The sequence below is a fragment of the Longimicrobium sp. genome, from assembly GCA_036387335.1.
Classification (GTDB): domain Bacteria; phylum Gemmatimonadota; class Gemmatimonadetes; order Longimicrobiales; family Longimicrobiaceae; genus Longimicrobium.
Map to the genome: position 1 here is coordinate 1 of DASVTZ010000190.1, position 26,580 is coordinate 26,580.

Here is a 26,580-nt window from a genome sequence, read left to right on the forward strand (position 1 = left end):
CGGCGGTGCGCGCCTGCGTCTCGGCGAGCTCTTCCTGGCGGTCGGCGGTGCGCACGTCGTCCTCGCGGCGCACGTGGTCGGCGCGGTGGACGGCGGGAGAGTCATGCACGCCCAGGCCTTCAGGGTAACTCCCGGGCGCCAAAGCCTGCTCCGCGCCGTGCCGGTGAAGGTCGGCGTCGCCCCGGGCGTCGTCGGCCAGCTGCTGCGCGCGCTCCTCCGTGTCACGCAGTTCCCGCTCGGTGAGCGGTCGCGGATCGTTCTCCATCGTGCACCCCCGTGGTGTTGGTTCGCCGTCGGCGGCGCGCGGCCGCGGGGATGGGCGGAGGTGCAAGGACTTCGCCACGGTCCCGGTTCGCCACCCCCGCGGCACGGACGTTGAATCACCCCGCCCACCATGCACTACGCCGACGACCACTTCCTCTTTCCGCTCGTGCGCGAGCCCCGCTCGCGCTGGGAGCGCGCCGGGCTCTCGCCGCGGCAGGAGCGGCGGGTGAGCCTCGCGCTCAACCTGCTCGTGCTCCTCTTCGTGGCGGGCTGGGCGTACACCATCGTGCTGCGCCTTTCCAACCCGCGCCCCGTCACCGACGGCTTGGACACGCCGGTGCTGGGGTCCGGATCCGCCTTCGACGACCCCAACGCCCCGCCCACCATCGCCGAGCGGCTGGGGAGCGAGGGGATCGCGCCCGCGCTGACGGCCGAGCTGCTGAGGCGGTCCGCGCGCTCCTACGCGGCCACCCTGGACCCAAGCCTGCGCGGGTTCAGCGGCGCCGTGTACGCGCAGATCCTGGAGCCGGGCGAGAAGCCCGACCTCCCCGCGCCGCACGCCGGCGCCGAGCCCACGCTGGCCAACGAGATCGCCGGACGGCTGGGCGGAAGCATCTCCAACGTCGTGCTGCGGGCCGGGCGGCTGGCGGAGCCTGTGCCGAACCTGCAGGTCATCCGCATGGTCCCCATGTCGGTCAAAAAGGGCGGCAGCGTGGGCCGCTACAAGATCGGCAACTGGCCCTGCGAGGTGGGACGCTGCCCCGCCAACCCGATCTACCAGACCCCAAAGGGGATGATCGAGGTGACGCCGCAGAACAAGGACATTTTCCTCAGCGAGCACATCCAGCTCAAGGATTACATCACCAAGCTGCAGGAGAACATCTGGCCCAAGTACGTGGTGGTGGACCCGCAGAACCTGGACAAGATCGAGCTGGTGGTGAAGGAATTGGAGGCGATGGGGCACCCGGTGGACAACCTCTTCGCGGTGAGCGGCTTCCGCAGCCCGTGGTACAACGCCAGCGGGGGGAGCACCGCGGGGCGCGGGCAGCTCAGCCGCCACATGTACGGCGACGCCATGGACATCGCGGTGGACAACGACCGCAACGGCATCATGGACGACCTGAACGGCGACGGGGCCATCAACCTCAAGGACGCCCGCATCATCGGCGCGGCCGTGGACCGGGTGGAGCAGAAGTACCCCAGCCTGGTGGGTGGGATGCACTACTACCCGCCCACGGGCGGGCACAAGGGGATGGTGCACATCGACACGCGCGGCAACCGCGCGCGCTGGTAGACCGTCTTGCACCCAATCACAATGCCCGAAGGAGCGCACCGTGGCCGACCCGCGCACTGAAGCAGCCCGAGAGAACCGCCGGACGAGCGGTCCCAACGACCCCACCCCGGACCTGGCGGGGGTGCGCGACGACGACATGGAGCCGCACGCGGGGCTGCGCTACGTGGCGCGCCTCTTCAAGGTGCTGGCGCTGCTGATCCTCCTCCTGCTGATCGCGGAGGTGGTGCTCCAGATCTGGCGCGCGGGCCTCAACGCCGTTCCCACGCTGCTGGTGAACGCGACGCAGATGATCGTGCTGGGCGCCCTGCTGTGGGGCGCCGGCGACCTGGCGCTGATGCTGATCGAGTCCAACCACGACCTGCGCGCCACTCGCATCCTGGTGGGGCGCCTCAACGGCAAGGTCCAGCGCCTGGAGGCGATGAGCTTCGGCCCGCCGCAGCCGCGCCCCGGCGGACCCCCCGCCCCGCGCCCCGGCGCCGTTGGCTCCAACGCGCCCCTCCCCGGAGCCACCCCGCCCCGCGACGGGCCCTCGGACGGGCAGTCCGGCTGAGCGCACAGGGAGGCGCGGAGAGTGATCTCCGCGCCTCTTCTCTTTCGTGCAAAGCCGGGATCGGAAGTCTCACGCAGAGGCGCAGAGACGCAGAGGCGAACTGCAACTGCATGGCTCACACAGAGACACAGAGACACAGAGAGAACCGCAAAAGGTTTCTCTGTGGCTTTCAGTTCCTTCTGTGGCCTCTGTGTGAGCTTTTTTCTGTTGTTCTCTCTGCGTCTCCGCGCCTCCGCGTGAGACAAACCGGGAGAATCCAGCTTCCTCTACGCCTGCTACCTGCGCACCACCTCCGCCAGCGCTTCGTCGATACGGCGGAGGGCGTCGGGGTCCAGGCGGATGCCGGCGGCGGCGGCGTTGGTCTCCACCTGCTCCACGCGCGTGGCGCCGACGATGGCGCTCGCCACGTTCGGCTGGCGGAGCACCCAGGCCAGGGCGAGCTGCGCAAGCCCGATCCCCGCCTCGTCGGCGATGGGCCGCAGGCGCTCCACGGCCTCCAGGACAGGCGGCTGGAGGAGCGGCTCCATGAAGGAGTTGGACGACGGGTCGGCGCCGCGCGTGTTCTCGGGGAGGGGGGCGCCGGGGCGGTACTTGCCCGTGAGCACGCCCTGCGCGAGCGGCGACCACACGATCTGCCCGACGCCCGCCTCCTCGGACGCGGGGATCGCGTCGTCTTCGATGGTCCTCACCAGCATGTTGTACTGCGGCTGGTTGGAGATCATGCGGTGCCATCCCATGCGCTCCTGCATCCCCACCGCGTCGCGGATCTGCTCGCCCGACCACTGGCTGACGCCCAGGTAGAGCACCTTTCCGGCCTGCACCAGATCCTCCAGCGCGCGCAACGTCTCGTCGACGGGTACGTCGGGGTCGAAGCGGTGGCACTGGTAGAGGTCGATGTACTCCACGCCCAGGCGGCGCAGCGATGCGTGGCACTCCTCCGTCACGTGCTTGCGGCCCAGCCCGCGATCGTTGGGCCCCTGGCCCATGGGGAAGAACACCTTGGTGGCGATCACCAGGTCGGCGCGCGGAAGCTCGCGGATGACGCGGCCCAGCGACTCCTCCGCGGCGCCGGTGTGGTAGACGTTGGCGGTGTCGAAGAGGTTGATCCCCAGCTCGTACGCGCGCAGGATGCAGGCGCGCGTCACGTCGTCCTCGACGGTCCTTCCGTAGGTGAGCCACGAGCCCAGCGAGATCTCGCTGACCCGCAGCCCGGACCTTCCCAGCGCGCGGTATTCCACTTCGTTCTCCTGTCGGTGCGCGGTCAGTCTTCCGCGCGGAAGTTGATGGGCACCTGCGCCTGCGCACGCACCGGCTCGCCGCGAATTCTGCCGGGGGTGAAGCGCATCCGCGCCGCGACCTCGCGCGCGGCGTCGGCGAAGGCGGGGTTCACGTCGTTGACGATCTGGATCGTCCCGGGCTCCACGTTGCCGTCCTGGCCGATGACGAACGAGACGATCACGTCGCCCGACACCCCGGCATCGCGCAGGAAGGGCGGATAGCTGCGCCGAGCCGCGCGCTCCACGTCGCGGCGGTTGCGCAGCTCGGGGGTTTCGTCGAGCGAGCCGACGTCGTACACCGGGTTCTCGTCCGCCGGCGCAGGAGGCAACTCCTCGGCGGCGGCCGCGGTGTCCGTGAACGGCGGGACAGGCTCGGGCTCCGGCTCCCCGAGCGTCGTCTGCTGCGTGTCCACCTGCACGCTGTCGGGCGGGGCGCTGTCCGTACGCGCGACGGCGGCGGAGTCGGGCGCGGCGGGGGCCGGGGCGCCGCCCCCCATCCCGCCGACACCGTACACGACGGCGCCGCCGACCAGCGCCAGCATCCCCCCGATGGCCACCGCGCGGCCCACGCGGGCGGGGCGCGGCGCGGGCGGCGGAGGCGTAGCCGGCAGCGGCGGCGGCGGGGCAACGGGCATCGCCACCGTCGGCGCCGCGACGGCGGTGGGGACGAAGGCGGGGCGGCGAACGGGGGGCGCATCCCCGCCGTGCATCAGCGCCAGGAGGGCGTCGGCGTCGGCGGGGCGGGCGAGAGGGTCGGGCTGGAGGGCATGCTCCAGCGCCGCGGCCATGGCGGGGTCCAGCTCCGGCACCCGCTCGCGCGGCGGCACCAGCGGCACGTCGGCGCCGGCCGCCATCCGCTCCAGGTCGGCGGCGCTGAAGGGCGGGGCTCCGGTGGCGGCGCGGTACATCGTGATCCCCAGCGAGAAGACGTCGCTGGCGGGCGTCAGCGCCCCCTCGCCGCGGATCTGCTCAGGCGACGCGTAGGCGGGGGAGAGCGGCTGCTTCCCCATGCGGGTGAGGTGCGTGCGCGTCTCGGTGTCGTCCATCTCCATCTGCGCCACGCCGTAGTCCAGCAGCATGGCGTGCGTGGCGCGCCCGCTCACCAGGAAGACGTTGCCCGGCTTCACGTCGCGGTGCACCAGCCCCATGCGGTGCCCGGCCGCGAGCCCCTCCGCCGCCTGCCGGAAGACCGTCGCCGCCTCGTCGGGCGCCAGCACGGTGTCGCGGGCCAGGCGGCGCGACAGGTCCTCGCCCTCCAGCAGCTCCATAACCAGGAAGTCCAGCCCCAGCGTGGCATCGGTGCCGAAGTCGTACACCCCCACGACGTGCGGATGGCGGATGCGCGCGGCCGCCTGCGCCTCGCGCAGGAAGCGGGCGCGGGCGCGTCCCTCCGCGTCGTCCTCCACGGTCACGACCTTGACGGCGACGGCGCGATCGAGCCGCAGGTCGGTGGCCCGGAAGACGGCGCCCATCCCGCCCCGGCCCACCACCGCGTCCACGCGGTAGCGCTCACCCAGGGTACGGCCGGCGAGAAGGACTTCGAATCCGGGCATGACGGCTCGGCTGAGGGAAATCGGCGCAGGCACAACGTACGCGGAGGAGCTCCGCGCAAACAACCTGCCGCGGAGGTTGGGCCCCCTCCCCCCGGCCCCCTCCCCCGCCTGCGGGGGCGCAGGGCGGGTGAGGGGGAGAACACCCTGTCCGCCGCACAGGTCCCGTAGGGGCTGCGATTCATCGCGCCCGTGCCCGCCCCTGCTCCGTCGCCTGCCGCCGCGCACCGAAACCCGTAGGGGCAGACCTGCGTGTCTGCCCACCCTCACCGCAGCGCCAACCATCGCGCCCCTCCGCCCCAACCTTGTAGGGGCCGCCCCGCGTGGCTGCCCGTGCCCCGCGCGGCCCCGCCCCATGCTCCCCGCGCACCCATGCACGCCAACCGCCCCTCCCCCGCAGTTTGGGGGAGGGGCCGCGAGTTCACGAGCGGGGGAGGGGGCCTACCGCCCCATCCAGTAGCTCGCCTTGATCACGAAGATGTTGTCCGGGTGCTGGCGGAAAACGGCCGTGGCGTCCCGGTCGAAGGCGAAGTCGCCGTAGCCGGCGGCGCCGCTGCGCTCCTGCTGCCACACGAAGAACAGCGTGGAGCCCGGGCGGTACTCCCAGCGCAGCACCGCGCTCCCGCGCAGCGAGCGCACGTTGAAGTCCGGATTGCCGAAGGAGAAGTTCGCCGTGGCCGGGTTGCGGTCCGGGTCGAGCGTGTAGGAAGTCACCCGCCCGTCGTTCGTCACGGGCGTGAGCTGCGCCGCGTCGAACTCGTGCTTCTCCAGCTCGCGCGGGCGCACGAACTCCTTGAACGACTCGTAGTCGCCCGTGGCCACGAAGGGCTGCGCGAACAGCTCCAGCGTGAGGTCCGGGGTGAAGGTCCAGTTGAGGCGCGTGTTCAGCGAAAGGGTGCGCTGGTCGATCTCCGCGAAGACGGCGCGGCGGCCAAAGAACTGGGTGGCGCTCGGGTCGTCGAAGCGGCGGACGAACTGCGCGGTGCTGTGGCTGGTGGTGAACGACGGACCCACCGTGATCTGCACGTTGCTGGCCGGCTTGAAGCGCGCGCTCCCCGATGCGTTGAACGAGCGCGAGCCCTCCTCGTTCCCGCTCCACGACGGGTTCAGCGACAGCACCAGCGGCTTGCGGTTGTCGGTGCTCAGGTTCACGAAGCTGAACCAGTCCGTCGGACGCCGCACGACGCCGGCGCCGCGCGTCACGCGGTCGTCGTACACGCCCGGCCGGTACTGGAGGTAGGCGCTCCAGTTCCAGTAGTTGAGGAACTGCCCGCCGACGTACGAGGCCGCCTGCAGGTCGGTGCGGTCGCCGTCGAAGTTGTACTGCTGCTGCCCGCCGCCGATCCAGGTCAGCCGGCGGTACCACGAGCCCGGCTTGTTCCACTGGCGCAGCAGGTTGGCGTTCATCCACACGTAGTCCGCGCGGTTCATGAAGGCCATGTCGTTGACCTCGAACCCCGGGCTGCGGTAGTTGAGCCCCGTCTCCCACAGCCAGTTCCCGGTCTCCTTGGAAGCGCGCGCGTAGCCGCCGAAGCCGCGCATCGCCGTGACCCCGAGGTCGTACTCGTCGGAGAAGATGCCGTTGCCGCCGCTCACCCGGTCCGGCCGGTCGAAGTAGCGCGCGCTGGAGCGCTGCAGCCGGCCGATGGCGAGCGAATCACCCTGCACGTTGGAGAGGGCGAAGTTCCCCATCAGCCGGTACTTCTGCCCCGCGGAGTACAGGTTCCAGTCGGCGCCCACCGTCTCGGCGTGCGAGGGGACGCGGTCGCGCAGCGCGTCGTCGCCCGAGCCGAAGCGGCGGATGACGGAGGTGCCGATCACGCCCCAGGTGTAGCGTCCAGCCTTCGTGGTGCGGCGCGCGCGGGCCAGCGCGTAGTTGGTGAACGGCTCCACGGCGACCTCGTCGCGCGTGCCGTCCGTGGTCTGCACCTGGGCCAGCTCGCGCGCCGTCACCGCCTCCAGCGCGCCGAGCTGCCACCCGCCGCCCGTGCGCCCGGTGAGCTTGGCGGCGCCCAGCATGCGCGTGTTGCGCGGCGTTTCCGCGAAGTCGAGCCCGCCGGGAAGCGCCCCCTGCGGCGCACGCCCGATGCGCCGCGAGTAGAAGAGCGACATCCCTTCCACGTTGCTGCAGTTGAAGCAGTTGAGCCCACCGAAGGAGAGCAGCCCGCTCCCTTCCACGAAGAAGGGGCGCTTCTCGTCGAAGTAGCTTTCGAAGGCGGAAAGGTTCACCACCGCCGGGTCCTGCTCCACCTGACCGAAGTCCGGGTTGATGGTGGCGGAGAGGGTCAGGTTCGATCCCAGCAGCATCCGTACGTCGCCGCCGATGCGCGTGTCGTAGGCGCTGGCGTCCTGGAACGGGCTCCCCGGCTGCGTGGGGCGCACGTACGATGCGCGCGCCACGGCGTACGGCATCAGCTCCACGCCGCGCGGCCGCTTGTCGATACGCATCCCCTCCAGGTGCCCGAAGCGCTGCGGCCCGCCCGCCTCCTGCCGCCCCCAGAACGACCACATGGAGAGCTCGTTGAGCCGCTCCACGTAGCGCCAGATCTGCATCCCCCACGTCTGCTGCGCCTCGCGCGAGAAGCGGAGCTGCGCCCAGGGGATGCGCAGCTCGGCCGTCCAACCGGCGGAATCCACCTTGGTGGCCGCCTGCCAGATGGGGTCCCACGACGGGTCGGCGGAGGGCGATGCCTGCCCCGCGTCGTACTTCACGCCGGACGGGTTGATCTGGAAGACGGTGCGGCCGGTGTGGTCGTGGAAGGTGTCGAAGACGAGCTGGATGTAGTCGCCCTCCGGGTTCTGGTCGCGGCGGGCGAGGCGGGTGCGCACCCCCGCCGCGCCCAGCGTGTCCCGCATCCGCGCGCCCACGTAGAGCGCCTCGTCGTCGAAGGCGAAACGCACCTCGGTCCGCTGCGTGGCGGGCTCCCCCTCCTTCGGCTCCTGCTGGCGGAAGTCCCCCGCCACGGACGCCGTGCTCCAGATCCCCTCGTTGAGCACCCCGTCCAGCACGATCGCCTCCGACCTGGGCGCGGCCTGCACGTTGGGCACGGGCTTGTCGTGCGCCACGGCGGTGGTGTTGGACGCCTGCACGGCGTTCTGCGCCGCCGCCGGCGCGGCGAGCGCTCCGGCGAGGGCGAGGGTGGCGAATCGGAGCGGGAACGAGGGTCGCATCGGAGGGCGGCGTTGGAGGTCGCGGGACTGCGGACCTCCTTCTGATGCCGGGCTGCGCGGAAAGGTTGGAAGCGGGGGACTCGGCCCGAGCCGTCACTCGCGGATGACGGTGGCGTGCAGGAAGTACGGCTGCGTCGAGCTCAGCCTCAGCTCATAGGTGTACGTGCCCGGCTCCATGGGTTCCTCGCCCATGAAGTCCCTCGGCTGCTGGCGGACCACCGTTCCGTCGAGGAGCGCCTCGACGTAGGGGAAGATGTAGGCCCGATTGGCGGCGTGGTAGCGGGAGGTCTTCCCCGCCTCGAGGCTTCCAAACCGCTCCGACGTCCTCGGGGCCATCACTTTGATCGCTTCCAAGTCGTGGCCGGTGGAGTTTCTCACGCGGACTCTCACCGGATCCGGGTCGAGGATCCCGCACGACGCGGCGAGAAGCAGGAGCGCGCCCGCGAGGGCTCGCGGCGGAAGCGAACGAGGCGATCCGGTCACGTGTGCCTCCTCATTCTGGTGTCCAGCGTACTTCCGGGTACGAGCAAACGCGCGGCCTCGCCCCGCCGTGACACCTACTTCACCAGATGGAACCGCTCCTGCCGCCGCAGCACCCAGTGGCGCGCGCCGGCCTCATCCAGCCGCGCCTCCTCCTCCAGCCCCATGCGCACGGGCTGGCCGTTCCACTCGGGCACCGGCGTGGTGGCCTGGAGCTCGATGCTGAACCAGCTGTTGGGGCGCAGCGCTACGTCGCCGCGGCCGGGCACGCCCTCCTGGCGGTCCCACAGCCCGATGAGCGGGCCCGCGCCGTGGCCGTGCGCGCCGATGGGGTGCGTGTAGATGGTGCCGTCGATCCCCTCCGAGCTCATGCGTGCGCGGGTGGCCGCGAGCACCTGGTTGCCCGTGCGGCCGGGGCGCATCTCCTCCAGCAGCAGGTCCTGCAGGCGATTGCCGCGCGCGAGGGCGGCGCGCAGGCCCGCGGGGGCGTCCGTCTCGCCGGGGCGCAGGACGTAGCCCATGTGCTGCGTGTCCGTGTTCAGCCCGAGCGCCGTGATCCCGAAGTCGCAGTGCAGCACGTCGCCGCGGCGGATGACCGGGTTGGCGGAGTCGCCCATCTCCACCCCGGCGCGCTGCACGTCGACGCTGGGCTGGAACCAGGTGCCGAGCCCCAGGTCGTTCACCCGCTGCCGCATCCACCACACCACGTCCTCGGCCCGCGTCTCGCCCGGCCGGATCACCCGCTCGGAAAACGCGGTGGAGATGATGTCGTGCACCACGCGCTGCATCTCCACGTACCGCGCGAGCTGCTCGGGCAGCCGCTCTTCGATGAGCTGCAGCGGAAGCAGCTCGCGGCGCACCACGCGCTCGCGGAAGCGGGGCGGGAGCGCACTCTGCAGCGCCTCCCACTCGCCCACCGTCAGCCCGTCCGAGAACGCGTGCGTCGCCGACACGTTCACCGCGATGGTGCGCGGGTCGCACGCCTCCACCACGGGCGCGAGGAGCTTCCACTGGTCGGGTCCGTACGGCTCGGCGGGGCGGCGGGTGGTGCCGGCGGTGCCCACGGGCGCATCGGGGTCGCGCACCACGCGGTACAACCCGCCCTGCGTCGACCCCCCGATCGCCACCCTTTCTACACCGCGGTCCTCGCCCTTGTCGCAGAACACGTAAATGGTGCGCCGCCGCGCCGCCATCGTCGTAGGCGACACGAGCGACGAGAAGACGGGGTCCTCGTTGTACTCGCGCATGGGGACGATCCACATCGCCACGCCCTGCTCGCGCATCAGCCGCGGCAGCACGCGCTCCATCCGCAGCCGGAGCCACTCCTGCCTCACCTCCGCCTGTTCGCGCAGCGTACCAAAAGGGCGCTCCTGCGCGGCGGCCGGCGCGGCGGAGAGAAGGGCGAGGAGGAGTGCGGTTCGGCGCATGGGAGGGAGTGCGTGAGTGCGTGAGTGCGTGAGTGCGTGAGTGCGTTGGTACCCGGCATCCATCACCCCAATCTGTCATCCTGAGCGACGCGCCGCACCGCCCTATCCCCATCCGCGATGCCCGGCGCGGAGCGAAGGATCTACTGCGCGTACCGCGAGGACCGTGGGGGCGGCGCCGTCCTCCTGCCGGGCCATCGCACTCACGCACTTCCATTGCCAGACCTTGCGATCCCCTCTCCAAAGGTGCAGCGTTGCGGACCGCTGGCCGACCACACAACGAATGGTGGGATCATGGGCAAGGTGCTGGAGTGCATCACCCCGGAGCTGAAGGCGTTCATCGAGGCGCAGCCGCTGTTCTTCGTCGCCACGGCACCGCTCGCCGGTGACGGGCACGTGAACCTCTCGCCCAAGGGGCTGGACTGCCTGCGCGTGCTATCCCCCACCCGTGTCGCATACCTGGACCTGACGGGGAGCGGCAACGAAACGGCGGCCCATCTGCACGAGAACGGCCGCATCACCTTCATGTTCTGCGCGTTCGCCGGTCCTCCGCGCATCCTGCGGCTATACGGCACCGGTGAGGTGATTCTCCCGGATGATGACGAGTGGGCAGAGCTGTCGAGCGCTTTCCCCACGTACCCGGGCATCCGACACATCGTCCGCGCGGAGATCTCACGAGTGCAGACGTCGTGCGGGTTCGCGGTTCCGCTCATGGAGTACAGCGCGCAGCGCGACACACTGTTGCGCTGGGCAGAAGCGAAAGGCGATGCGCTTCCCGCCTACCAGCGCGAAAAGAACACACGGAGCGTCGACGGCCTTCCCGCACCCGTCGCCGCCCACGTTTTGTCATCCTGAGCGACGCGCCGCACCGCCCTTGCCCCATCCGCGACCTGTGGCGCGGAGCGAGGGATCTACTGCGCGCTGCGAGGGGCTGGGGGTGACACGCGAGACCCGGCCCGGCGCCGGCTAGATTCTTCGGTCGCCGCAGCCAGATCGGTTGCTTTCGCCGGATTTGGAGCCGGCGGCTCCCTCAGAATGACAGATGGTCCGCACTAACGCACTTACGCACTAACGCACTTCCAATGACCACCGAATCCACCACCGCCGACATCCCGTTCGAATCCCTCCCCCTCACCGGCGACGCGGGCGACGCGTTCGTGGCGATCGCGGCGCTACTGGAGGCGGAGTACCTGGACGTGGGACGGGAAACCGACTTCGCGGGCCAGGCCTTCGCGCTGGCGTCGCGGCTGGTGGCGCGCGTGCGGCGCGTCGAAGGCGCCCCCACTGACGCCGAGCTGCGCATGGCGGCGCTCGAAATGAGCGAAGCCGCCCACGCCGCGGCGGACCGGGGCGGCGTGGAGCTCCCCGAGTCGCTGGAGCAGCTTACGGAGGACCAGATCCTCGACGCGGAGCGGCTCATCCAGGAAGCCGCGCTCGAAGACCACACCCACGATGCCTACCTCGCGCTCGAGGGCGACACGGAAACCATCCTCCTGGTCGCGAGCCCGGTATCGACCGCGGCCGCGCACGTGGCGCTCATCGAGGTCCTTTTCGACCGCGTGGAGGGGAGCATCCAGGGCGACCCGCTGGCCGAAGTGGAGCGCGCCGCCGCCCTGTGGTGGTTCCGGCGCTGGCGCCCCGCGAAGCCGGTGGTGGACGACGAGTTCCCGGCCGGCGTGCGGGAGCAGGAGTGGTCGCTGGTGGACCACGCCTCGCTCGCCACCGGCCTCTCGCCAATGGCGGAAATGGTGCAGGACGAGGAGGGATTCGCCACGATCCCGCCCCGGCAGCGCCTCATGGCGCGCAACCTCCTCCAGTCCGTGACGGGCATCTGGCACGTGCGCGAGCGGACCGGTGACGAGGTGGTCTTCGTCTCGGTGGTGGACGGCGGCGAGTCGACGGTGATCGAGCGGGGGACGGAGGAGGAGGCGGCGTACGGGCCCGGCGCGGTGGTGATCGGACGCCTGATCCCCTTCACCGACGGGACGTGGCTGCGCTCGCCGGGCAGCATCACGGTCCCCGTTCCGCCGGCCGAGTGGACGCGCGCCCTCGCCGAAGCGGTCAAGGAATCCGCGGAGCTGGAGGTGCCGCGCGCGATCTTCTTGGAAGCGGTGCTCACCCGCACGATGACGCGCGAGCAGGTGCCGCGCCCGGTGCCGCCCGCCCGCAGCGCCACCGAGGCCCGCGAGCTCCTCGCCCGCCTCAACACGATCTTCCTCGAAGCCGGCATCGCACAGGTCGTCGACCCGGCCACGCTCCCCCCGGAGCTGCGCGAGCAGATGCCCACCGAGTTCGTCTACCAGGCGCTGGACGTCATCCTGGCCGACTGGGTGGAGGCGCTGGGCAACATGGCCCGAAAAGGCACCGGCGGCGGAAAGAGCAAGGCGAACCGCCGCAAACGCCGGTAACGTCCCCCACATCCCCGTACATCCCGTAGGGGCAGCCCCACGTGGCTGCCCGTGCCCCTGCCTGTCTCCGTCCTCCGCAACGGGCGTCGGGCTTGCCTCACGCAGAGGCGCAGAGACGCAGGAGAGAACCGCAACTGCATGGCTCACACAGAGACACAGAGCCACAGAGAGAACCACAAGAGGTTTTTCTGTGGCTTGCGGTTCCCTCTGTGTTCTCTGTGTGAGGCTTTTCTCTGTTTCAGAACCAGGTCGTGAACCCGGCGTACCACCTCGCCTCCCCGCCGTCGCCCGGCCATACGCGCTCGACGGAGATGGCGTCCTCGAACAGGCTGAGCCCGATGCCGTGCGAGTAGCGCGTACCGTCCGTGGTGCGGCCTCCCAAGCGCACGAGAGACGGGCGCGCGTCCTCGGAGATATCGGACCATCCCGCGTCGCCGGAGAGGGCGAGCGCCGGCCGGAGGGGCGGGAAGAGGAAGATGCCACTGCGGAAGAGCGGACGGTTGCCGTACGGCGGCAGGTGGAGGAGGAGCCGCGCCCGCGCCAGCGCCGCGGTCGAGCCCGCGAACTCGCGGTCGTCGTAGCCGCGCAGCCCCTCGCCGCCGCCGAAGCGGATGAGGAACTGCGGAGGCGCATCGCCCGCGACGATCCCCGCGTCGCCGCGCGCGATCAGCGTCACGTAGCGGCCCGGGCGCCGCGTGGCCACCGTCGCCGTGACCCGCTGCGTGGCGAAGTCGCCCACCCCGGCCTCGGCCCAGAGCGACGCGACCAGCGACGGGGTGATGCCGAACGCGCCGGCGCCGCGGGCGTAGCGCAGCTCCCCTTCCAGCGCCGTGTGCGTCCCGGGCTCGGATGCGGCCACCGGGCCGAAGTTGCCCCCGCCCAGCAGCCCGCTCTCCGTGTTGCGCGTGACCGAGTCCTGCCGCTCCGCGCGCGCGCCGATGCGGGCGGTGAAGGGGCCGCGCCTCCGCGCCACGAAGAGTTCGCCGCCGGCCGCGTCGTAGTAGTCGCGCCGGTCCGCGCCGCCGAACGCGGCGCCCAGCGCGTAGCCCAGCTCCCACTCGAAGGCGGGCCGGAAGACGCGCGTGTCGCGCAGCCGCCGGTACCCGGTGGCGGAGACGGTGTACCGCGGCGCGCCGGTCCGCGGCACCGGGTGATAGCGGGCGGAGAGCTCGCCGCGCGGCGTCCCCTCCGCGAAGGCGTAGCCGCCGGTGCCGTACACGCTCCAGTCCCGCCGCAGCGGGTCGCGCGGCTCCAGGCGCGCGCCCCCGCCCAGGAAGAGCCCCTCCACCCGGTTGAAGCGGAAGACGTGGCTGCTCCGCTCCGCGCGGAAGCCCAGCCGCAGCGGGCCGGCGTCGGGGCTCGGGGGACGGATCGCCTCGCGCAGGTCCGCGAAGTCGCCGATGCGCAGCACGTCCTCGCCGCGTTGCGCGGGGTCGCGCCACCCGGCGAAGGCTGTCTCGCCGCGCGCCAGGTCGCGCACCAGCCGCGAGCCTGGCGACTCCGCGCGCCACCCCGTGTTCAGCTCGAAGCGCGAAAGCGAGGTCACCAGCCGCAGCGCCGATGCCCCACCCAGCAGCGGCGAGCTCACCTGGATCTCACGCCGCTGCCTCACCGGGAGCCAGTAGCTCCCGCCGACCAGGGCGTTCTCCAGCTCGAAGTAGAGCCCGGCCTCGGTCAGCGAGAGCCGCCCCTGCCGCTCCGTGAAGCCGAAGCGCGCGCGGGCGATGGCGGCGCGGTCCACGTCCAGGTAAAAGGTGCCGGCCAGCAGGCGCAGCCCGTCGCCGGGCGCTTCCGCGCGCGGTCGCACCGCCACGGCCACCAGCGTCGTCACCCCCTCCTGAGTGCGAACGCGCACCGTGTCCTCCGCGGTGTAGCGGTAGAACTCCGGCCCGCGCAGCGAAAAGGGGTGCACCGCGCGCGTCATCGTGGTGCGCCGGTTGGCGTTGGGCGAAAGCTGAAGCGCGTCCACCGTGCTTCCGTACAGGTGCGGCACCACCCAGGGCGCGTCCAGCCAGCTTCCGATGGTGTACGGAGTGGGCGCGAGCTGGCGGATGCGGTGCCCGCGGATGCGCTGCTCCAGCCCCCCGTCGCGCCCCCAGCGCACGTCCCCCGCGAACTCGTCCACCGTCAGCGGAAGCTCGCCCCCCGCCGCCGAGTCCGCGCGGAGCGAGAGGTACACGCTGGACTCGACTTGCGCGCGGTAGTCGGCCAGCCCCGCTGGAATGATCCCCACCGTCGCGCGCACCCGCGCCACCAGGTCCCGAGTGCCGGGAGAGTCGAAGGCGAGCGAATCCTCCGCCGGCCGCGCGGGCATCGTCGCCGTCGTGGGCATGCCCATGCGCACCGTGTCGCGCGGGGCGGGGAAGCGCAGCGTGTCGCGGGGCGGCTGCCCCGTGGGCACCTGCAACAGGAGCGCGGCGCCGATCGCCAGGAGGGTCATGGTAGGGATGCACGGGTCGGGCACCCCACCGTCTTGCGGGGCCGCCATGCTTCACCGGGGCAAGCGCCGCGCCAGGAACGGCTTAGACGCCGCCCATCACCTCGCGGAGCGCCTCCACCCCCCGCGCCGGGTGGTTGGTGATGACGGCCCTGACTCCCGCGCGCAGCAGCTCGCGCAGCCGCCCGGGATCGTCCACCGTCCACACCACCACCTCCAGCCCAGCGCCCTGCAGCTCCGCCAGCGCGGCGGTGGTGGCGGCGGAGTGGTGGAGGCACACGCCGCGCACCCCCAGCCGCCGCGCCTCCACACGCGCCGCGTCGTCCCATCGCTCGCTGAGGAGGAAGCGCGCGGCGTGCGGCGCCAGCTCCCCCACGCGCGCCACTACGTCCGGCAGAAAGGACGAAAAGAAGGTGCGATCGAGGACACCCGCCGCCTCGATGGCCGCGATCGACGCCGCCTCCGCGCCCGGCGACTTGATCTCGACGTTGAGCCAGGCGCCGCTCTCAGCCGCCCACGCCGCCGCCTGCTCCAACCGCGGCACCGGATCGCCCCGCGACCGCGCCGCCGACACCTCCTCCCACGACTTCGCCGCCACCGCGCCGGTGCGATTGGTGGTGCGGTCCAGCGTCGCGTCGTGGATCACCACCGGCGTGCCGTCGCCCCCCGGCTGCACGTCCAGCTCCACCCCGTCCGCCCCCTCCTCGATGGCCAGGCGGAAGGCGAGCAGCGTGTTCTCCGGCGCGCGCCTCGGGGAGCCGCGGTGGCCGAGCACCAGGGGGCGGTCGGGAAAGTTCATCGTGCGCGGTGCGGGGGACGGGCGGCAAAGGCCCGGCGGATCGCCGGAAGAAACGGGCCGCGCCCCGGGGGCGTGAAAGCGGCCACGGATCGCTATCGGATACCCCACGCGTTCCCAACTGCGCGCCGCCGCCACCCCACCCGCAGCGACTTCCCGCCTTTCCCGCCACGCGCCACCTCCCGATCGACCTGACACCGCCCCGGATGCGCCATCCGCTAAAGTGTACGGAGTGAACAACCCTGCATAGCTTGGTGGAGCGGCGGCGCGCGACCGTGCGCCGCACATTCTTCACCAGGGGAGCGCCGGATTATGAAGACGAGGCAATGGTTCCTGGCCGGGTTGCTGGTGCTGGCGGCGTGCGGCGAGAGCGCGACCGCCCCCGATGCGAATCCGCTTCACGAGGGCGGCGGCCTGATGGGCTCCGGCACCGTCACCCCCCCGCCGCCCCCGCCCCCCACCGACGAAACGACGCAGGCGGCGAGCGACACGACGGGTGGCCTGGACAGCGATCCCACACAGAGCCACGGAGAGAACTGAAAGAGTGTTTCTCTCTCCCTTTCGGTTCCTTCTGTGCCCTCTGTGTGAGGCTGTCGTCCCTACACCTCCAGCGTAGCCGTGCTCAGCACCTCCGCGAGCTCGCTGGAGAGCGCGTCCGCGGCCGCCCCCGGCGCGGTGGACATGGAGCGAAGCGCCGGGCCCACGGGCTCGGCGCGGCGCAGCGCGTTCAGGATCGCCTCGGCGGCGCTGCGCTGCTCGGGCTCCTTGCGCTGCAGCGCCACCGTCAGCGCCTGCCCCGCCGCGATGTTGGCCCGGTCGCGGTCGCCGATCCCCGCGGCGCCGTGGGCCAGGTTCACCAGCGCCTCCGCCACCTTTTCCGTGTCCTCGCTGGAGTCGATGAGCTGCCAGGTGTCCGCCCACGCCTCGTTGTAGGTGAAGCGGTCGCCCACCCCGCCGGCGGCGCGCGCCACACTGGAAAGCGCCAGGAGGCGGTGCGGCCGGTCCTCCACGTGCACGGCCACCGCCCTGAAGACGCGCAGCGCAGGCGCGAAATACCCCTGCAGCATCCAGAAGAACGCCACGTCGTGCGCGAGCGCCACCACCCGCGGGTGGCGCCGCCCGTACGCGCGGAACGCCTTGCGCGCGAACGACGTCACCTCCTCCGCGTTGCCGTTGCGGATGGCGATGCAGCACAGGTCGTGCAGCGCCAGCGGCTTGATGTTCCACAGTCCGTGCCGGCGCGCCGCCCGTAGCGCCACCATCAGCTTGTCACGCGCGCCCGCGTAGTCGCCGCGCTGGATGAGGAGGTTGGCCCACCCGCAGTACGCCATCCCGTACGACTTCCAGTCGTCGTTGCGCCGCGCCAGGCCTATGGTGCGGCGGTACCACGTCTCCGCCCGCCGATACTGCGCCGCGCGGCGCGACAGGTAGCCTACCCAGTACGCCGCCTCCGCATCGTGCGGCGACACCACCGCGGCCGCCTCGCCGAAGGCCAGCGCCGTGCGGCGGTACCCCGTCGAGATCGCCCAGCGCGAGACGGCCAGGCAGGTCTCGGTCAGCTCGGAGGCGTGCGCGGGCTCCCCATCCAGCAGCCGCGCGATCGCCAAGAGCGGCGACTGCACCGCCCGCGCCTCGGGCAGCGAAGCCAGCTCGATCCGCCGCCGGTCCGCCGCCCCCGGGGCGAAGAGGAGCGGGTGCTCCTCCGGCTCCGTGGCTGACCACAAATCTACGTCGCGAAGGGATTGCCACAGGAGCAGCCCGAGCGCGTTGCGCAGCTCGTCGACCACGGCGAAGCCGTCGAAGGGCTCGTCCGTGTAGCGCAGCCCCGGCGGCACCACCCAGCGTCGGGACGGGCGGCGCGAGCGCTTAGATCCGGCTTCCCCCATCGTATCTCCGCATCCGGTTGTGAAATCATGCTTCGTCGTGAAAGAAACGATATAGAGTGAGCCACCCTCGCACAACTGAACAGAGTGAACAGGTCCGGGCGCTGGCCGGATGCATGCGCGGGCGTAACCAGCGGGACCGGAACGCCACCGTTCATCGCCTCGTCCACTTGTTTAGTAGGTCTTTGCTCGATCAAACGAACGCATGCGGCGGGTCTGCGGGCGCCCGCGGGTGCACGTGCGGAGGCGTGAACGGCGCGCGCACTCCGCAGGGCACCGCCCTTGCAACCCCGCCCGCGTCGATCTTGCCCTCCCTCCACCCCGGCACACACGCGGCGAATGCCCCTCTCGAACACCCTCGGCCCCGCGGTGGGCGAACTCGAAGCCCGCCTCGGCGCGGACCGCCTGGAGCGGGACGCGCTCCTGGGGCCGTTCACCACCTTCAAGATCGGCGGCCCGGCGGACATGCTCTACCGCGCGCTGACCCCCGACGAGCTCGCGCGTGCAGTGCTGGCCGCGCGCGAGCTGGAGATCCCCTTCTTCCTGCTGGGGATGGGGGCCAACATCCTGATCGGCGACCGGGGCTTCCGCGGGCTGGTGATCAAGAACGAGGTGGAGCACGTCGACTTCCTGGACGACAGCCGCGTTCGGGCGGGGGGCGGGGCCAAGGTGTACCACGACCTGATCCAGGCCACCGTCGCGCGGGGCCTGGGGGGGCTGCATCACTTCGTGGGGATTCCCAGCACGGTGGGCGGGGCGGTCTGGCAGAACCTGCACTTCCTCTCGCCGGCGCCGGAGCGGGAGCGCACGGTGTTCATCGAGGAGGTGGTGGAGGGCGCCACTATCCTCGCCGAGGAGGGCGACGTGCGGGAGGTGGACCGCGCCTACTTCAACTTCGGCTACGACTACAGCATCCTGCACGACCGCAAGGACGTGGTGCTGGACGTCACCTTCCGCCTCGACCCGACCCCGCGCGAGGTGCTGCGCAACGTCATCCGCGAGAACCTGATGTGGCGCGACGACCGGCACCCGGACCTGTGGCTGTATCCGAGCGCCGGCTCCGTCTTCCAGAAGATCGAGGGTGTGGGCGCGGGCCGGCTGATCGACCAGTGCGGCCTCAAGGGGCACGTGCTTGGCAGCGCGCAGATCTTCCACAAGCACGCCAACATCATGGTCAACCTCGGCGGCGCCACCGCCGACGACGTGCGCCGCCTCATCGACCTCGCGCAGACGACGGTTAAGCGCGAGCTGGGTTACGAGCTGAAGACGGAGATCGGGATGATCGGGGAGTTTTGAACGGAAGTGCGTTAGTGCGTTAGTGCGTGAGTGGGCGGCGGGATGCGCGAGGCCGGAGGGGCCGTCGGGGAGGGTGACGTTGGCGGCCACGATGGGGTGCGGGCTCGCGTGCTGGCCGTTGTACAGGAGCACCGGGGCGCGGCCAGGTGCGTATCGATTTCATGTTCCCTCGGAATCTGTGGGTTCGTGAAGCGGCGGAGGCCCCGCTCGCGGGCGCTGTGCCGGGCGGGGCCTCCGCTGCTCCCGGGGTAATCCTCGAAACTCCGGTACAAGCGTATAGGTTTGAGTGTCGGATATCGCCGATGTGAGGACCTGCAAGCGTGCCCCGGAACTGGCAAAGGCGGTCAGTATCTCTCCATCCGCGAGCTTTGCCCCATTACGGTGGAGACAATTCTGCCTCAGCAGTACTGCGAATCGATCTGAATCTCTAAAAAATCGGGTGCATCGAGTATCAAACCCGAACGCTCGCGAAAGGGAATCCGATGCACTCGTGACCTGTCCGGCAACGTTGCGGCGCTCTACTTCTGGCAACTGGACGCCAGGACTAACCGCCAGCGCGGCGGCTGTGCTTCGCCCGATAACTACGGAGCCCCCAGCTGGCGCCAAGTCCCCGGTACGTGGATTCATGGCACAGGCGGTAACGGTTATGCCGGTTAGTCCAGCCCGTAGCAGGTAGTGCATATGAGTCTCCAGAGGCGGCATCTCATTGCCATCGGGCGAAGGTACGAATTCCAGAGGATGCATTGCGTGCCGCCGGTTTGCTGAGACATGCGGGAGCAAGTTGTGTGGCCGTCGTGGGAGAGAGGTGGTTCGACGCCCAGGGGTGTGTGAGGCTCCAGACGGAATTGGCTCCCTCTCAGTTCACATACGCACCGAGTCGCGTCGAGAGTCCAGAGGGAATTTCACCAACGACACTCGACAATCATTCGTCAACGATGCATGGTAGACATTCGTGAGAGCCGAAATCGCAAAGTCTGATGCGTTTCGAGCATCGGTCCCGAAGTGAACGAGCATCGACTCCCACTGCCGCGGGTTGCCCGCGGGTGTACGTTGCGTCCGCAAACCGGCCGACTTAGCCATCTGCTGAATCTGTTCGAAGTACGGCGCAGACCACTCCGCCTGCGGGTACACCAGCACGAACTCCCGTTCATCAGGAGGTCCTTGTACCTCGATCTGCAGAGATTCCGTACCGCCATGTACGCGGATGTATACGCCGGAACCGCGACCCCCACTCGCCCTTGCTGCTTCAAGCCATGAGTTCAGCAGTTCCGCGCTAACCCCATCATGCCTCAGCGGGAGAAGCGAGCGTATCCAGAGACCAGCGGCTACGATGATAGCTGCCGCAATTCCGAAGATTACCCAGAACACAGTTCACCTCGTCAGGAGAAACGACTTACCGGCTGGCACACGGGTCAGTGGATTCGCTGGAAGGAGGTGATGCACAACCAGGCGATCAAGACGGACGCGAAGGACGCCGGAACCATAACGAATTCCGGGGCCATCGGGCAGTTCGTAAGCTTACGTTCTCGAAGAAGAAGTACGCGGAGCTGCGCTACCTGGTGAGCGCGCGCGACCACGTCTCCATCCAGCGGACGGCCACGCTGACGCGGCTCGAGTCCGTGCTGCAGGTCATGTGGCCCGAGTTCGAGCACGTCTTCCCTAAATTCCACTGCACTTCACCCGCTGAACACACTCATTCTGATCCTCTCCCGTTGTGGTCGTTGTGGAGATACGCGGTCGTACCGGCTCAGGCTTCGGCTCCACGGGTCACCCGCAAAAAGGCCCCGAACCCGGGCGCTGTGCCGGGCGGGGGCCTGTTCGCCGTCCGTGCGCGCGGGTTCGCCTCGCCGTGCTTCGCGAGCCCCGCCGCGCTCCTACGACGCCTTCTGGAACGCCTCCGCACTGAGGTCGTACAGCGCGCCGCAGCCGCGGCGCTGGCACTGGTAGGTGCCCACGCGGACGGCGGGGTCGGTGCCCTCCAGGGCGCACACCACGGCGGGGGTCACGCGGAGCGCCGGGCGGCTGGCGCAGCGCGGGCAGCTCGCCGCCACGCGCAGCAGCCGGCGGTCGGCGCCGTCCGCGGCGGGCGGGGCGACGGGCGCGGCGGGACGAGGCGCCGGCCTGCGCAGTCGGAGGATGGGGGAGCCGTCGCGGTTCATGCACTGCCTCCTGTTCCGGGGCCTCGGGGCGGCGGTGCGGAAGCGCACCGGCGCCCTTGCGCGGCCACATGCGGGGTACTCACTTTCCACGGCATTCATCACCAGACATCCACGTTTATCACGATTCCGGGCCGTCGTGCCCGGATCCGCTGCCCGGAATGAGCGAAAAAGAACGCATCGCGGTGGGCTACCGGCTGCGGGTGCTGCGCGAGCGCCAGGGATGGGACCGCCTCCAGCTCGCCGAACGGCTGGGGGTGCACTCCGGCTCCATCGCGCGCTGGGAGACCGGGGGCGCGGTGCCGCACGCCTACACCATGGAGCGCATCGCCGAGCTGTGCGGCGCCTCGTCGGACTGGATCCGCACGGGGCGCGGCGAGTCGCCGGTGCCGGGCGAGCCGGAGAGCGCGGAGCCCGAGCCCGCCGCCGCGGAGGACGCGTTCGCCTCGGCCGATGCCGTGGCGCGCTTCCTGGACGGCATCGCGCCGGCGGGGGAGGAGCGGCTCCGCAAGCTGGACGCGCTGGAGGGGCTGCGGCGGATGCTCACCGCGCGCGGTACCCTCCCTGGCTGGTGGTACGAGCTGCGTGAGAGTGTGGAGGCCGGCCGCCTCTGACTTCACCTCTCGCGCGGCGGCACCTGGATGCGCGCCCGCGCCACCTGTACGCCGCCGGGCGCACGAGCCACGGCGCCGCGGCCCGTGAGGACGAAGCCGCCGGCGGCGAGCTCCCCCTCCAGCGTGATGCGGCCCTGCCCCGTGGAATCGGCCTGACCCGCCGTGCGCGCCACGGGTGAGGCGGACGCGCCCTGCCGCTCCAGCGACAGCGACACGGGGGCGAACGGCGCCAGCCCGCGCGCCGTCAGCGCGGCTTCCAGGGCGCCGCTGGGCCGCAGCGTGTAGCTCACCAGGACGCGCGGGTCCGGGCGGGTGGCGCGCAGCTTCCCCACCAGGGGAGAGATGCCGAAGAGCCCCAGCGAGGCGGCCAGCAGCCAGGCCGCGGCCACACTGTTGCGGCGCCTGGAGGCGAACTGCGCCGCCAGCACGGAGTGCATCGCCTCCAGGTCGTTGGGGTTGAAGCGAAGCCAGACGGGCGCAAGCGAGAGGGTGGCCAGCGCCAGGCTCACGGCCAGCAGCGCGATCCCCGCCGCGCACGCCCAGGTGCCCCAGGAGTCCAGGCCGCCCGCGACCACGGTGGCGAAGAGGCTGCTCAGCGCCGCCACCCCGCCCGCCCCGCCGAACAGCCACTGCGCGTGGCTCTCCTGCCGCTGGAGCGCGGGGCCGGGGGCGAGCAGCCCCCGAAGCTCCTGCAGCTCCGCCACCCGCCCCTTCGGCGGATGCCCCGCGGCGCCGCCGGCCGGCGCGCCGCACGCCAGCTCGTTCCACTCTCCGCACGTGCCGCACTCCACCAGCACCGTCGCCGTGCCCAGCGAGCGCGGGATCAGCCGCTCCGTTCCACAGGCGTGCGCGTGCTCGCGAGACAGGTCGGCGGCGCAGTTCCAGCAGGACGGCGCGGCGGTCGCCGGGGCGCTCACGGCTCCTTGCGGCGTCGGCGTGCCTCCAGCTCCAGCACCGTCTCCACGCGGACCAGCGAGTTCTCGATCTCGTGCACGGCGGCCAGCATGTCCGCCGCGCGCTGCTGGAACTGCTCCACGATCTCCGCCTTGTTCACCAACGACTGCTCTCCGAGCGCGGCGACCACCGTCTCCAGGCGGGCCACCGCCTTGCCGGCGGCGGTGGCCTCGAACTCGGCGCGCTCGGCGCGTCGGCGCGTGTCCTCCAGCCCCACGGCGTTCTGGGTGCAGGAGGTCTGCGTTTCGTTGAGGCGGCGCCCCAGCCCGTCGATCTGGCCCTGCAGCGGACCCTGCATGATCTTCCACACCGAGAGGATGATGGGGCCCGCGATGCTGAGCACCACTCCCATCACCTTGAGCAGGCCCTCCCAGTCGTTCGTGAAGAACGGATTGGTCGCCTGGGCGAGCATCATGAGTAGAGCGGGGCTCATATCGTCCGGATCCTTTTAGCGCGCGGCAAGTTGACGCGCAGTGTGGCACTTCCCTTTCACCCCGTTCCGCCTTCCAGCGCCGCCGCCAGCGAGCGGAGGAGACCGGCGGCCGTGTGTGCGTCGATCGGCACCGTGGCGGCCCGCGCGGGGATCGGCTGCAGCAGCGGGTACCCCTGCGCCGCCGGTGAACAGTCCAGCGTGGGCGTCTGCCTGCGCTCCGCTCCAAAGGCCGCCGTCAGCTGGCGCTGGAGCTCGGCGTTGGTCCACCCCGCCGTACCGGCCGCCAGCAGCCGCGTCGCGCGGAGCGTGAACTCCCCCCGCCCATCCTTTTCCCACGCCAGCTCGGCAGGTTGGCAGGCGGTGAACGTCACCACCTCCGGCACCCCCGCCCGCCGCGGACGGGGCGCCGGCTCCTCCGCGCTCCGCACCGCCATGTGGGCCTGCACCATCTCGTCGCTGGCGGGGAGGTAGCGCGTGCGCCGGTCGGCGGCCTCCTCCTCGCCCGCCGGCCCGGGACCGGGGGGCGCCGCGATCCGGCAGATCGTCCCCGAGTGGCAGCAGTCGATGAAGCAGGTGAGGTTCACCCCTTCGGGGAGCGCCATGAAGAGCGCGGCAAGGTCGTCGTCCACGATGTACTGTCCGTGCACGTGGTCGAACGGGCAGAGCGCCTCGTCCTGGTTCACGCCGCCGGGATCGTCCTCGTCGGCGTCGGCGTCCGGCAGCTGCGTCCCGTGGCCCGCGTACTGAAAGACCAGCACGTCGCCCGCCTTGCTGGAGCCCACCAGCGACTCGAGCGCCTGGAGGATCGTGGCGCGCGTGGCGGCGGCGTCCAGCAGCAGGGTGGGAGGGTCGAAGCCGAGCCCGGTGAGCGTCTGCGCCCACAGCCGCGCATCGGAGACGCAGCCGGCCAGCGGGTTTCGCGGGTAGGCGTCGATCCCCACGCACAGCGCACGGCGCGTCCCGCGCTCGGTTTCGGCCGGCGGCGTCTCATCGCGCGCCTCCTCCGCGCCCGCGCCCACCACGTAGGTGAGCACGTCGGCGTCGCGCATCGACTCCTCGGCGGGCTCCTCCCCCGCGCCGCGCGGGGCGGCGGGGCCCAGCGCCAGGTGGCGCGCGGCGACTTCGGCCACGACCTGCGCGCGGCTCAGCGAGCTGCCGGGGCACGTCTTGCCGCTCATCTGGTTGTGGAAGCGGAGCGCCTCCGCCGGTAGACCGAAGCGCCGCTGCACCCGCGCGATCACGTCGATCGCCGCCGCGCGCTGCGCCCCTTGCAGCCGGTCGCGCCCCACGTCGAAGTCGCCGATCATCTCGATCATGAAGGGCCCGGCTTTGGAGTCGCCGTTGTGGCCCGTAGCACTGGCGGGGGCCGTGTTCCAGTCGCGCCCCAGCCACAGCGTGCCGTCTGGCGCGATCGAGAGGTGCTGCGCGATGTCGCTCCACCCGTTCTCGCGGGTGTGGTAGCGCCACATCCCCACGATGGTGTCGTGCCCCCGGTAATCGGCGTGGTTCGGCCGCCAGGTGTGGTGAAGGTGCACGACGTCGATGCGCCGGCTGAACACGAAGCTGCCCAGGAGATCGGCGAATCCGGCCGATCCCAGGGAGCGAAACGGGGGTGGCATGGTGGCTCCTGGTTGGACTACGGGTGAACGGAAACCAGTGCGTTAGTGCGTTAGGGCGTTAGGGCGTTTGCGCACGCACACTCCGGGGATCGCACGCTGCTCCGCCTCCTGCGCATCTTGAACAAATATTAGCGCCTGTTGCGCGTACCTACTCCGCCGCCTCTGGGCACTTCCTGCGCACACCTTCTTGCCTGGTCCGGCGAGCGCCCGTCCCACACCAGCGCACTCACGCACTCACGCACTCACGCACTCACGCACTCACGCACTCACGCACTCACGCGCTCACGCACTCACGCACTCACGCGCTCACGCACTCACGCACTCACGCACTCACGCACTCACGCACTTCCCCACCACACCGCCAGCCCCGTGTACGTGATCAAATTCGTGAGCCCGTGCGCCAGCCAGCTCGGCACGATGGATCCGTTGCCGCGGCGCTCGTTGAGCCAGCCCAGCAGCCACCCCACCGCCGACGTGGTGGCGAGGACGGCGGCGAGCCGCGCGGGGGTGAGCGCCTGGCCGGCCGGGCCCGCGAAGAGAAGCAGGTGCACCGAGCCGAAGAGGAGCGCCTGCGCCAGGTTTCCCCAGCGGAAGCCCAGCCAGGCGATGAGCCGCTTCGCCAGAAAACCGCGAAAGAGGATCTCCTCCGAGAGCGACGTCTGGATCGCCGCGTACAACACCATCAGGATCGCCGTTCGCGCCGTGAACCCCTGTTCGATCAGCTGCCCCGTGACCGTGTTGGGCGCCGTCAGCATCCCCCGCAGGGCCGGCGCGGCAAAGATCGCAAGCATCGCCGGGGTCAGCACCAGCGCCAGCACCACCGCCAGGCTGAGTGTCCGCCGCTCCGGCCGCTTCAGCCCCAGGTACTCCCAGAACCCCCGCGCCCGCCTGCGGGTCACCAGGTAGACGGCGAAGGGGATGGCCGTGAACACCAGAACCTGGATGACCGAAGAAAGAACGGCTGAAATCACGGTGCCTTCGCGGCTCGGGGGGTGTGCCGCCGGGCGGGTTCCCGGCACCTCCGCGCGATACACGGAGCGTGCCGGGTGCGGGCCCCGCTACGCGGCCTTCGCCGGGGCGCTCGCGATCAGCTCGCGCAGGTCGCGCCCCCCCAGCACCTTCTCGGCCGGGAAGCTGGGGAGCTCCCACACGTTCTCCCACCCCTCGTCGAAGGTCACCGTCACCTTCTTCTTGGCGTTCCCCATCTCGGGGAGGTACTTGGTGACGCAGAACAGCGTGGGACGGTTGTCCTCGAAGGCGGAGCGCTGGACCGTGATGTCCTCCGGCACCTCCACGCCGCGGCGGCTCAGCTCCTCACGGCTGATCAGCACGCTGCGGATGAAGTACTCGCGCAGCTCGGGGGGCACGGCGGCGAGCTCCGCCAGGACCGTCTGGAACTCCGGCTTCTCGATGAAAGCCGTGATGTCGGCAAGTGCTGCCTGGATGTTCTTCGCCAGTTGCTTCGCGTCGAGCATGGGGTGTACTCCTCCCGGATCGTGGAGCCGGACCTCGTGGGGCCGGCGAAAAAGGGACGTGGGTGTCCGCCGCCGGCGCGGGCCCCGGCCATCCGGAGCCCGCGCCAGCCGCCGGGGTCAGACCGACTCGCCGTACGAGACGCAGAGGATGAAGCCGAGCGAGGCGCACAGCGTGCCCGCGCGCGCCAGGTCCATCGACTCCTCTTCCATGCGCGGGGTCGCCGAGTCCGAGGTGAAGACGGCCTCCGAGTTGATCACCGCGGCGTGCGGGTTCTCGAAGACGCGCACCACGGCGCGCAGCTCCGGGCGCACCGGCACGCCCTTCTGCTTGAGCGCGTTCACGTTCATGCGCTCGCGGACGAACTGCTTGCGGCTCTCGGCCGGCAGGCCCTCGAGCTCCTCCAGCAGCCCGATGAACTCCGGGTGAGCGACCACCTGGTTGAGCTGCGACGAGAGCTCCGCGATCTTCTGCTTGTTGGCCATGATGATGTGCCTCTGT

Annotated in this window: 23 protein-coding genes; 7 read left to right on the forward strand and 16 right to left on the reverse strand. The window is 70.9% G+C overall.

Annotated elements, in window-relative coordinates:
• The coding region (locus VF647_18895; protein HEX8454163.1) for a hypothetical protein at positions 1 to 265 on the reverse strand (265 nt) is incomplete at its 3' end.
• A gap of 129 nt (positions 266 to 394) precedes the next feature.
• Here VF647_18895 and VF647_18900 point away from each other — a divergent pair.
• Entirely contained in the window at positions 395 to 1,558 is a 1,164-nt protein-coding gene (locus VF647_18900) for a hypothetical protein (protein HEX8454164.1), read from the forward strand.
• A gap of 40 nt (positions 1,559 to 1,598) precedes the next feature.
• On the forward strand, positions 1,599 to 2,108 hold the full coding sequence (locus VF647_18905) for a hypothetical protein (GenBank protein ID HEX8454165.1): 510 nt from the start codon (positions 1,599 to 1,601) through the stop codon (positions 2,106 to 2,108).
• A 275-nt stretch (positions 2,109 to 2,383) separates the two neighbouring features.
• Here the strand turns inward: VF647_18905 and VF647_18910 are convergent, their stop codons facing one another.
• From VF647_18910 to VF647_18930, 5 genes are all read right to left on the reverse strand, one after another.
• Positions 2,384 to 3,346 carry an aldo/keto reductase family protein gene (locus VF647_18910; GenBank protein ID HEX8454166.1) on the reverse strand — a complete coding sequence of 321 codons (963 nt, stop codon included), beginning with the start codon at positions 3,344 to 3,346 and terminating at the stop codon, positions 2,384 to 2,386.
• 23 nt (positions 3,347 to 3,369) lie between these two features.
• A complete protein-coding gene (locus VF647_18915) occupies positions 3,370 to 4,938 on the reverse strand; it encodes a TonB family protein (GenBank protein ID HEX8454167.1) in 1,569 nt (522 codons plus the stop codon).
• Between the two features lie 438 nt (positions 4,939 to 5,376).
• A complete protein-coding gene (locus VF647_18920) occupies positions 5,377 to 8,106 on the reverse strand; it encodes a DUF5916 domain-containing protein (GenBank protein HEX8454168.1) in 2,730 nt (909 codons plus the stop codon).
• A gap of 93 nt (positions 8,107 to 8,199) precedes the next feature.
• Positions 8,200 to 8,460, reverse strand: coding sequence for a hypothetical protein (locus tag VF647_18925; GenBank protein HEX8454169.1), 261 nt, complete (start codon positions 8,458 to 8,460; stop codon positions 8,200 to 8,202).
• Between the two features lie 203 nt (positions 8,461 to 8,663).
• Complete coding sequence (locus tag VF647_18930) at positions 8,664 to 10,013, reverse strand: M24 family metallopeptidase (GenBank protein ID HEX8454170.1); 1,350 nt, start codon at positions 10,011 to 10,013, stop codon at positions 8,664 to 8,666.
• A 213-nt stretch (positions 10,014 to 10,226) separates the two neighbouring features.
• Between VF647_18930 and VF647_18935 the strand changes: the two genes are divergently transcribed.
• Both VF647_18935 and VF647_18940 read left to right on the forward strand, forming a co-directional pair.
• Positions 10,227 to 10,865, forward strand: coding sequence for a pyridoxamine 5'-phosphate oxidase family protein (locus VF647_18935; GenBank protein ID HEX8454171.1), 639 nt, complete (start codon positions 10,227 to 10,229; stop codon positions 10,863 to 10,865).
• Positions 10,866 to 11,092: 227 nt separating this feature from the next.
• Positions 11,093 to 12,418, forward strand: coding sequence for a hypothetical protein (locus VF647_18940; protein HEX8454172.1), 1,326 nt, complete (start codon positions 11,093 to 11,095; stop codon positions 12,416 to 12,418).
• Positions 12,419 to 12,656: 238 nt separating this feature from the next.
• On the opposite strand, the gene VF647_18945 is transcribed toward VF647_18940, so the two are convergent.
• Together VF647_18945 and VF647_18950 are read right to left on the reverse strand one after the other, a co-directional pair.
• A complete protein-coding gene (locus VF647_18945) occupies positions 12,657 to 14,858 on the reverse strand; it encodes a hypothetical protein (protein ID HEX8454173.1) in 2,202 nt (733 codons plus the stop codon).
• Between the two features lie 82 nt (positions 14,859 to 14,940).
• Positions 14,941 to 15,654, reverse strand: coding sequence for a glycerophosphodiester phosphodiesterase family protein (locus tag VF647_18950; protein ID HEX8454174.1), 714 nt, complete (start codon positions 15,652 to 15,654; stop codon positions 14,941 to 14,943).
• 309 nt (positions 15,655 to 15,963) lie between these two features.
• Between VF647_18950 and VF647_18955 the strand changes: the two genes are divergently transcribed.
• The gene (locus tag VF647_18955; protein ID HEX8454175.1) at positions 15,964 to 16,191 is read left to right on the forward strand and encodes a hypothetical protein; all 228 of its coding nucleotides are present in this window, start codon (positions 15,964 to 15,966) and stop codon (positions 16,189 to 16,191) included.
• 59 nt (positions 16,192 to 16,250) lie between these two features.
• On the opposite strand, the gene VF647_18960 is transcribed toward VF647_18955, so the two are convergent.
• Entirely contained in the window at positions 16,251 to 17,537 is a 1,287-nt protein-coding gene (locus VF647_18960; protein ID HEX8454176.1) for a hypothetical protein, read from the reverse strand.
• A gap of 336 nt (positions 17,538 to 17,873) precedes the next feature.
• Between VF647_18960 and murB the strand changes: the two genes are divergently transcribed.
• On the forward strand, positions 17,874 to 18,830 hold the full coding sequence (gene murB, locus VF647_18965) for a UDP-N-acetylmuramate dehydrogenase (protein HEX8454177.1): 957 nt from the start codon (positions 17,874 to 17,876) through the stop codon (positions 18,828 to 18,830).
• A gap of 1,874 nt (positions 18,831 to 20,704) precedes the next feature.
• Here murB and VF647_18970 read toward each other — a convergent pair.
• Complete coding sequence (locus tag VF647_18970; protein ID HEX8454178.1) at positions 20,705 to 20,989, reverse strand: hypothetical protein; 285 nt, start codon at positions 20,987 to 20,989, stop codon at positions 20,705 to 20,707.
• 158 nt (positions 20,990 to 21,147) lie between these two features.
• Here VF647_18970 and VF647_18975 point away from each other — a divergent pair, with 158 nt between their 5' ends.
• Entirely contained in the window at positions 21,148 to 21,600 is a 453-nt protein-coding gene (locus tag VF647_18975; protein ID HEX8454179.1) for a helix-turn-helix transcriptional regulator, read from the forward strand.
• Positions 21,601 to 21,602: 2 nt separating this feature from the next.
• On the opposite strand, the gene VF647_18980 is transcribed toward VF647_18975, so the two are convergent.
• From VF647_18980 to VF647_19005, 6 genes are all read right to left on the reverse strand, one after another.
• The gene (locus VF647_18980) at positions 21,603 to 22,517 is read right to left on the reverse strand and encodes a hypothetical protein (GenBank protein ID HEX8454180.1); all 915 of its coding nucleotides are present in this window, start codon (positions 22,515 to 22,517) and stop codon (positions 21,603 to 21,605) included.
• Positions 22,514 to 22,987, reverse strand: a complete 474-nt coding sequence (locus tag VF647_18985) for a hypothetical protein (protein ID HEX8454181.1) — start codon at positions 22,985 to 22,987, stop codon at positions 22,514 to 22,516. Before VF647_18985 ends, VF647_18980 begins: the two co-directional genes overlap by 4 nt.
• 56 nt (positions 22,988 to 23,043) lie before the next feature.
• Entirely contained in the window at positions 23,044 to 24,606 is a 1,563-nt protein-coding gene (locus VF647_18990) for a caspase family protein (GenBank protein ID HEX8454182.1), read from the reverse strand.
• Positions 24,607 to 24,944: 338 nt separating this feature from the next.
• The gene (locus VF647_18995; GenBank protein ID HEX8454183.1) at positions 24,945 to 25,577 is read right to left on the reverse strand and encodes a CPBP family intramembrane glutamic endopeptidase; all 633 of its coding nucleotides are present in this window, start codon (positions 25,575 to 25,577) and stop codon (positions 24,945 to 24,947) included.
• 87 nt (positions 25,578 to 25,664) lie between these two features.
• Positions 25,665 to 26,081, reverse strand: coding sequence for a hypothetical protein (locus tag VF647_19000; GenBank protein HEX8454184.1), 417 nt, complete (start codon positions 26,079 to 26,081; stop codon positions 25,665 to 25,667).
• Between the two features lie 117 nt (positions 26,082 to 26,198).
• On the reverse strand, positions 26,199 to 26,580 hold a 382-nt coding region (locus VF647_19005), incomplete at its 5' end, for a hypothetical protein (protein ID HEX8454185.1).

Coding starts and splice junctions, on each gene's coding strand:
- VF647_18900 (HEX8454164.1), top strand. CDS start 395: ATGCACTACGCCGACGACCACTTCCTCTTTCCGCTCGTGCGCGAGCCC.
- VF647_18915 (HEX8454167.1), bottom strand. CDS start 4,938: ATGCCCGGATTCGAAGTCCTTCTCGCCGGCCGTACCCTGGGTGAGCGC.
- VF647_18920 (HEX8454168.1), bottom strand. CDS start 8,106: ATGCGACCCTCGTTCCCGCTCCGATTCGCCACCCTCGCCCTCGCCGGA.
- VF647_18930 (HEX8454170.1), bottom strand. CDS start 10,013: ATGCGCCGAACCGCACTCCTCCTCGCCCTTCTCTCCGCCGCGCCGGCC.
- VF647_18940 (HEX8454172.1), top strand. CDS start 11,093: ATGACCACCGAATCCACCACCGCCGACATCCCGTTCGAATCCCTCCCC.
- VF647_18945 (HEX8454173.1), bottom strand. CDS start 14,858: ATGACCCTCCTGGCGATCGGCGCCGCGCTCCTGTTGCAGGTGCCCACG.
- VF647_18950 (HEX8454174.1), bottom strand. CDS start 15,654: ATGAACTTTCCCGACCGCCCCCTGGTGCTCGGCCACCGCGGCTCCCCG.
- VF647_18955 (HEX8454175.1), top strand. CDS start 15,964: ATGAAGACGAGGCAATGGTTCCTGGCCGGGTTGCTGGTGCTGGCGGCG.
- VF647_18960 (HEX8454176.1), bottom strand. CDS start 17,537: ATGGGGGAAGCCGGATCTAAGCGCTCGCGCCGCCCGTCCCGACGCTGG.
- murB (HEX8454177.1), top strand. CDS start 17,874: ATGCCCCTCTCGAACACCCTCGGCCCCGCGGTGGGCGAACTCGAAGCC.
- VF647_18970 (HEX8454178.1), bottom strand. CDS start 20,989: ATGAACCGCGACGGCTCCCCCATCCTCCGACTGCGCAGGCCGGCGCCT.
- VF647_18975 (HEX8454179.1), top strand. CDS start 21,148: ATGAGCGAAAAAGAACGCATCGCGGTGGGCTACCGGCTGCGGGTGCTG.
- VF647_18985 (HEX8454181.1), bottom strand. CDS start 22,987: ATGAGCCCCGCTCTACTCATGATGCTCGCCCAGGCGACCAATCCGTTC.
- VF647_18990 (HEX8454182.1), bottom strand. CDS start 24,606: ATGCCACCCCCGTTTCGCTCCCTGGGATCGGCCGGATTCGCCGATCTC.
- VF647_19000 (HEX8454184.1), bottom strand. CDS start 26,081: ATGCTCGACGCGAAGCAACTGGCGAAGAACATCCAGGCAGCACTTGCC.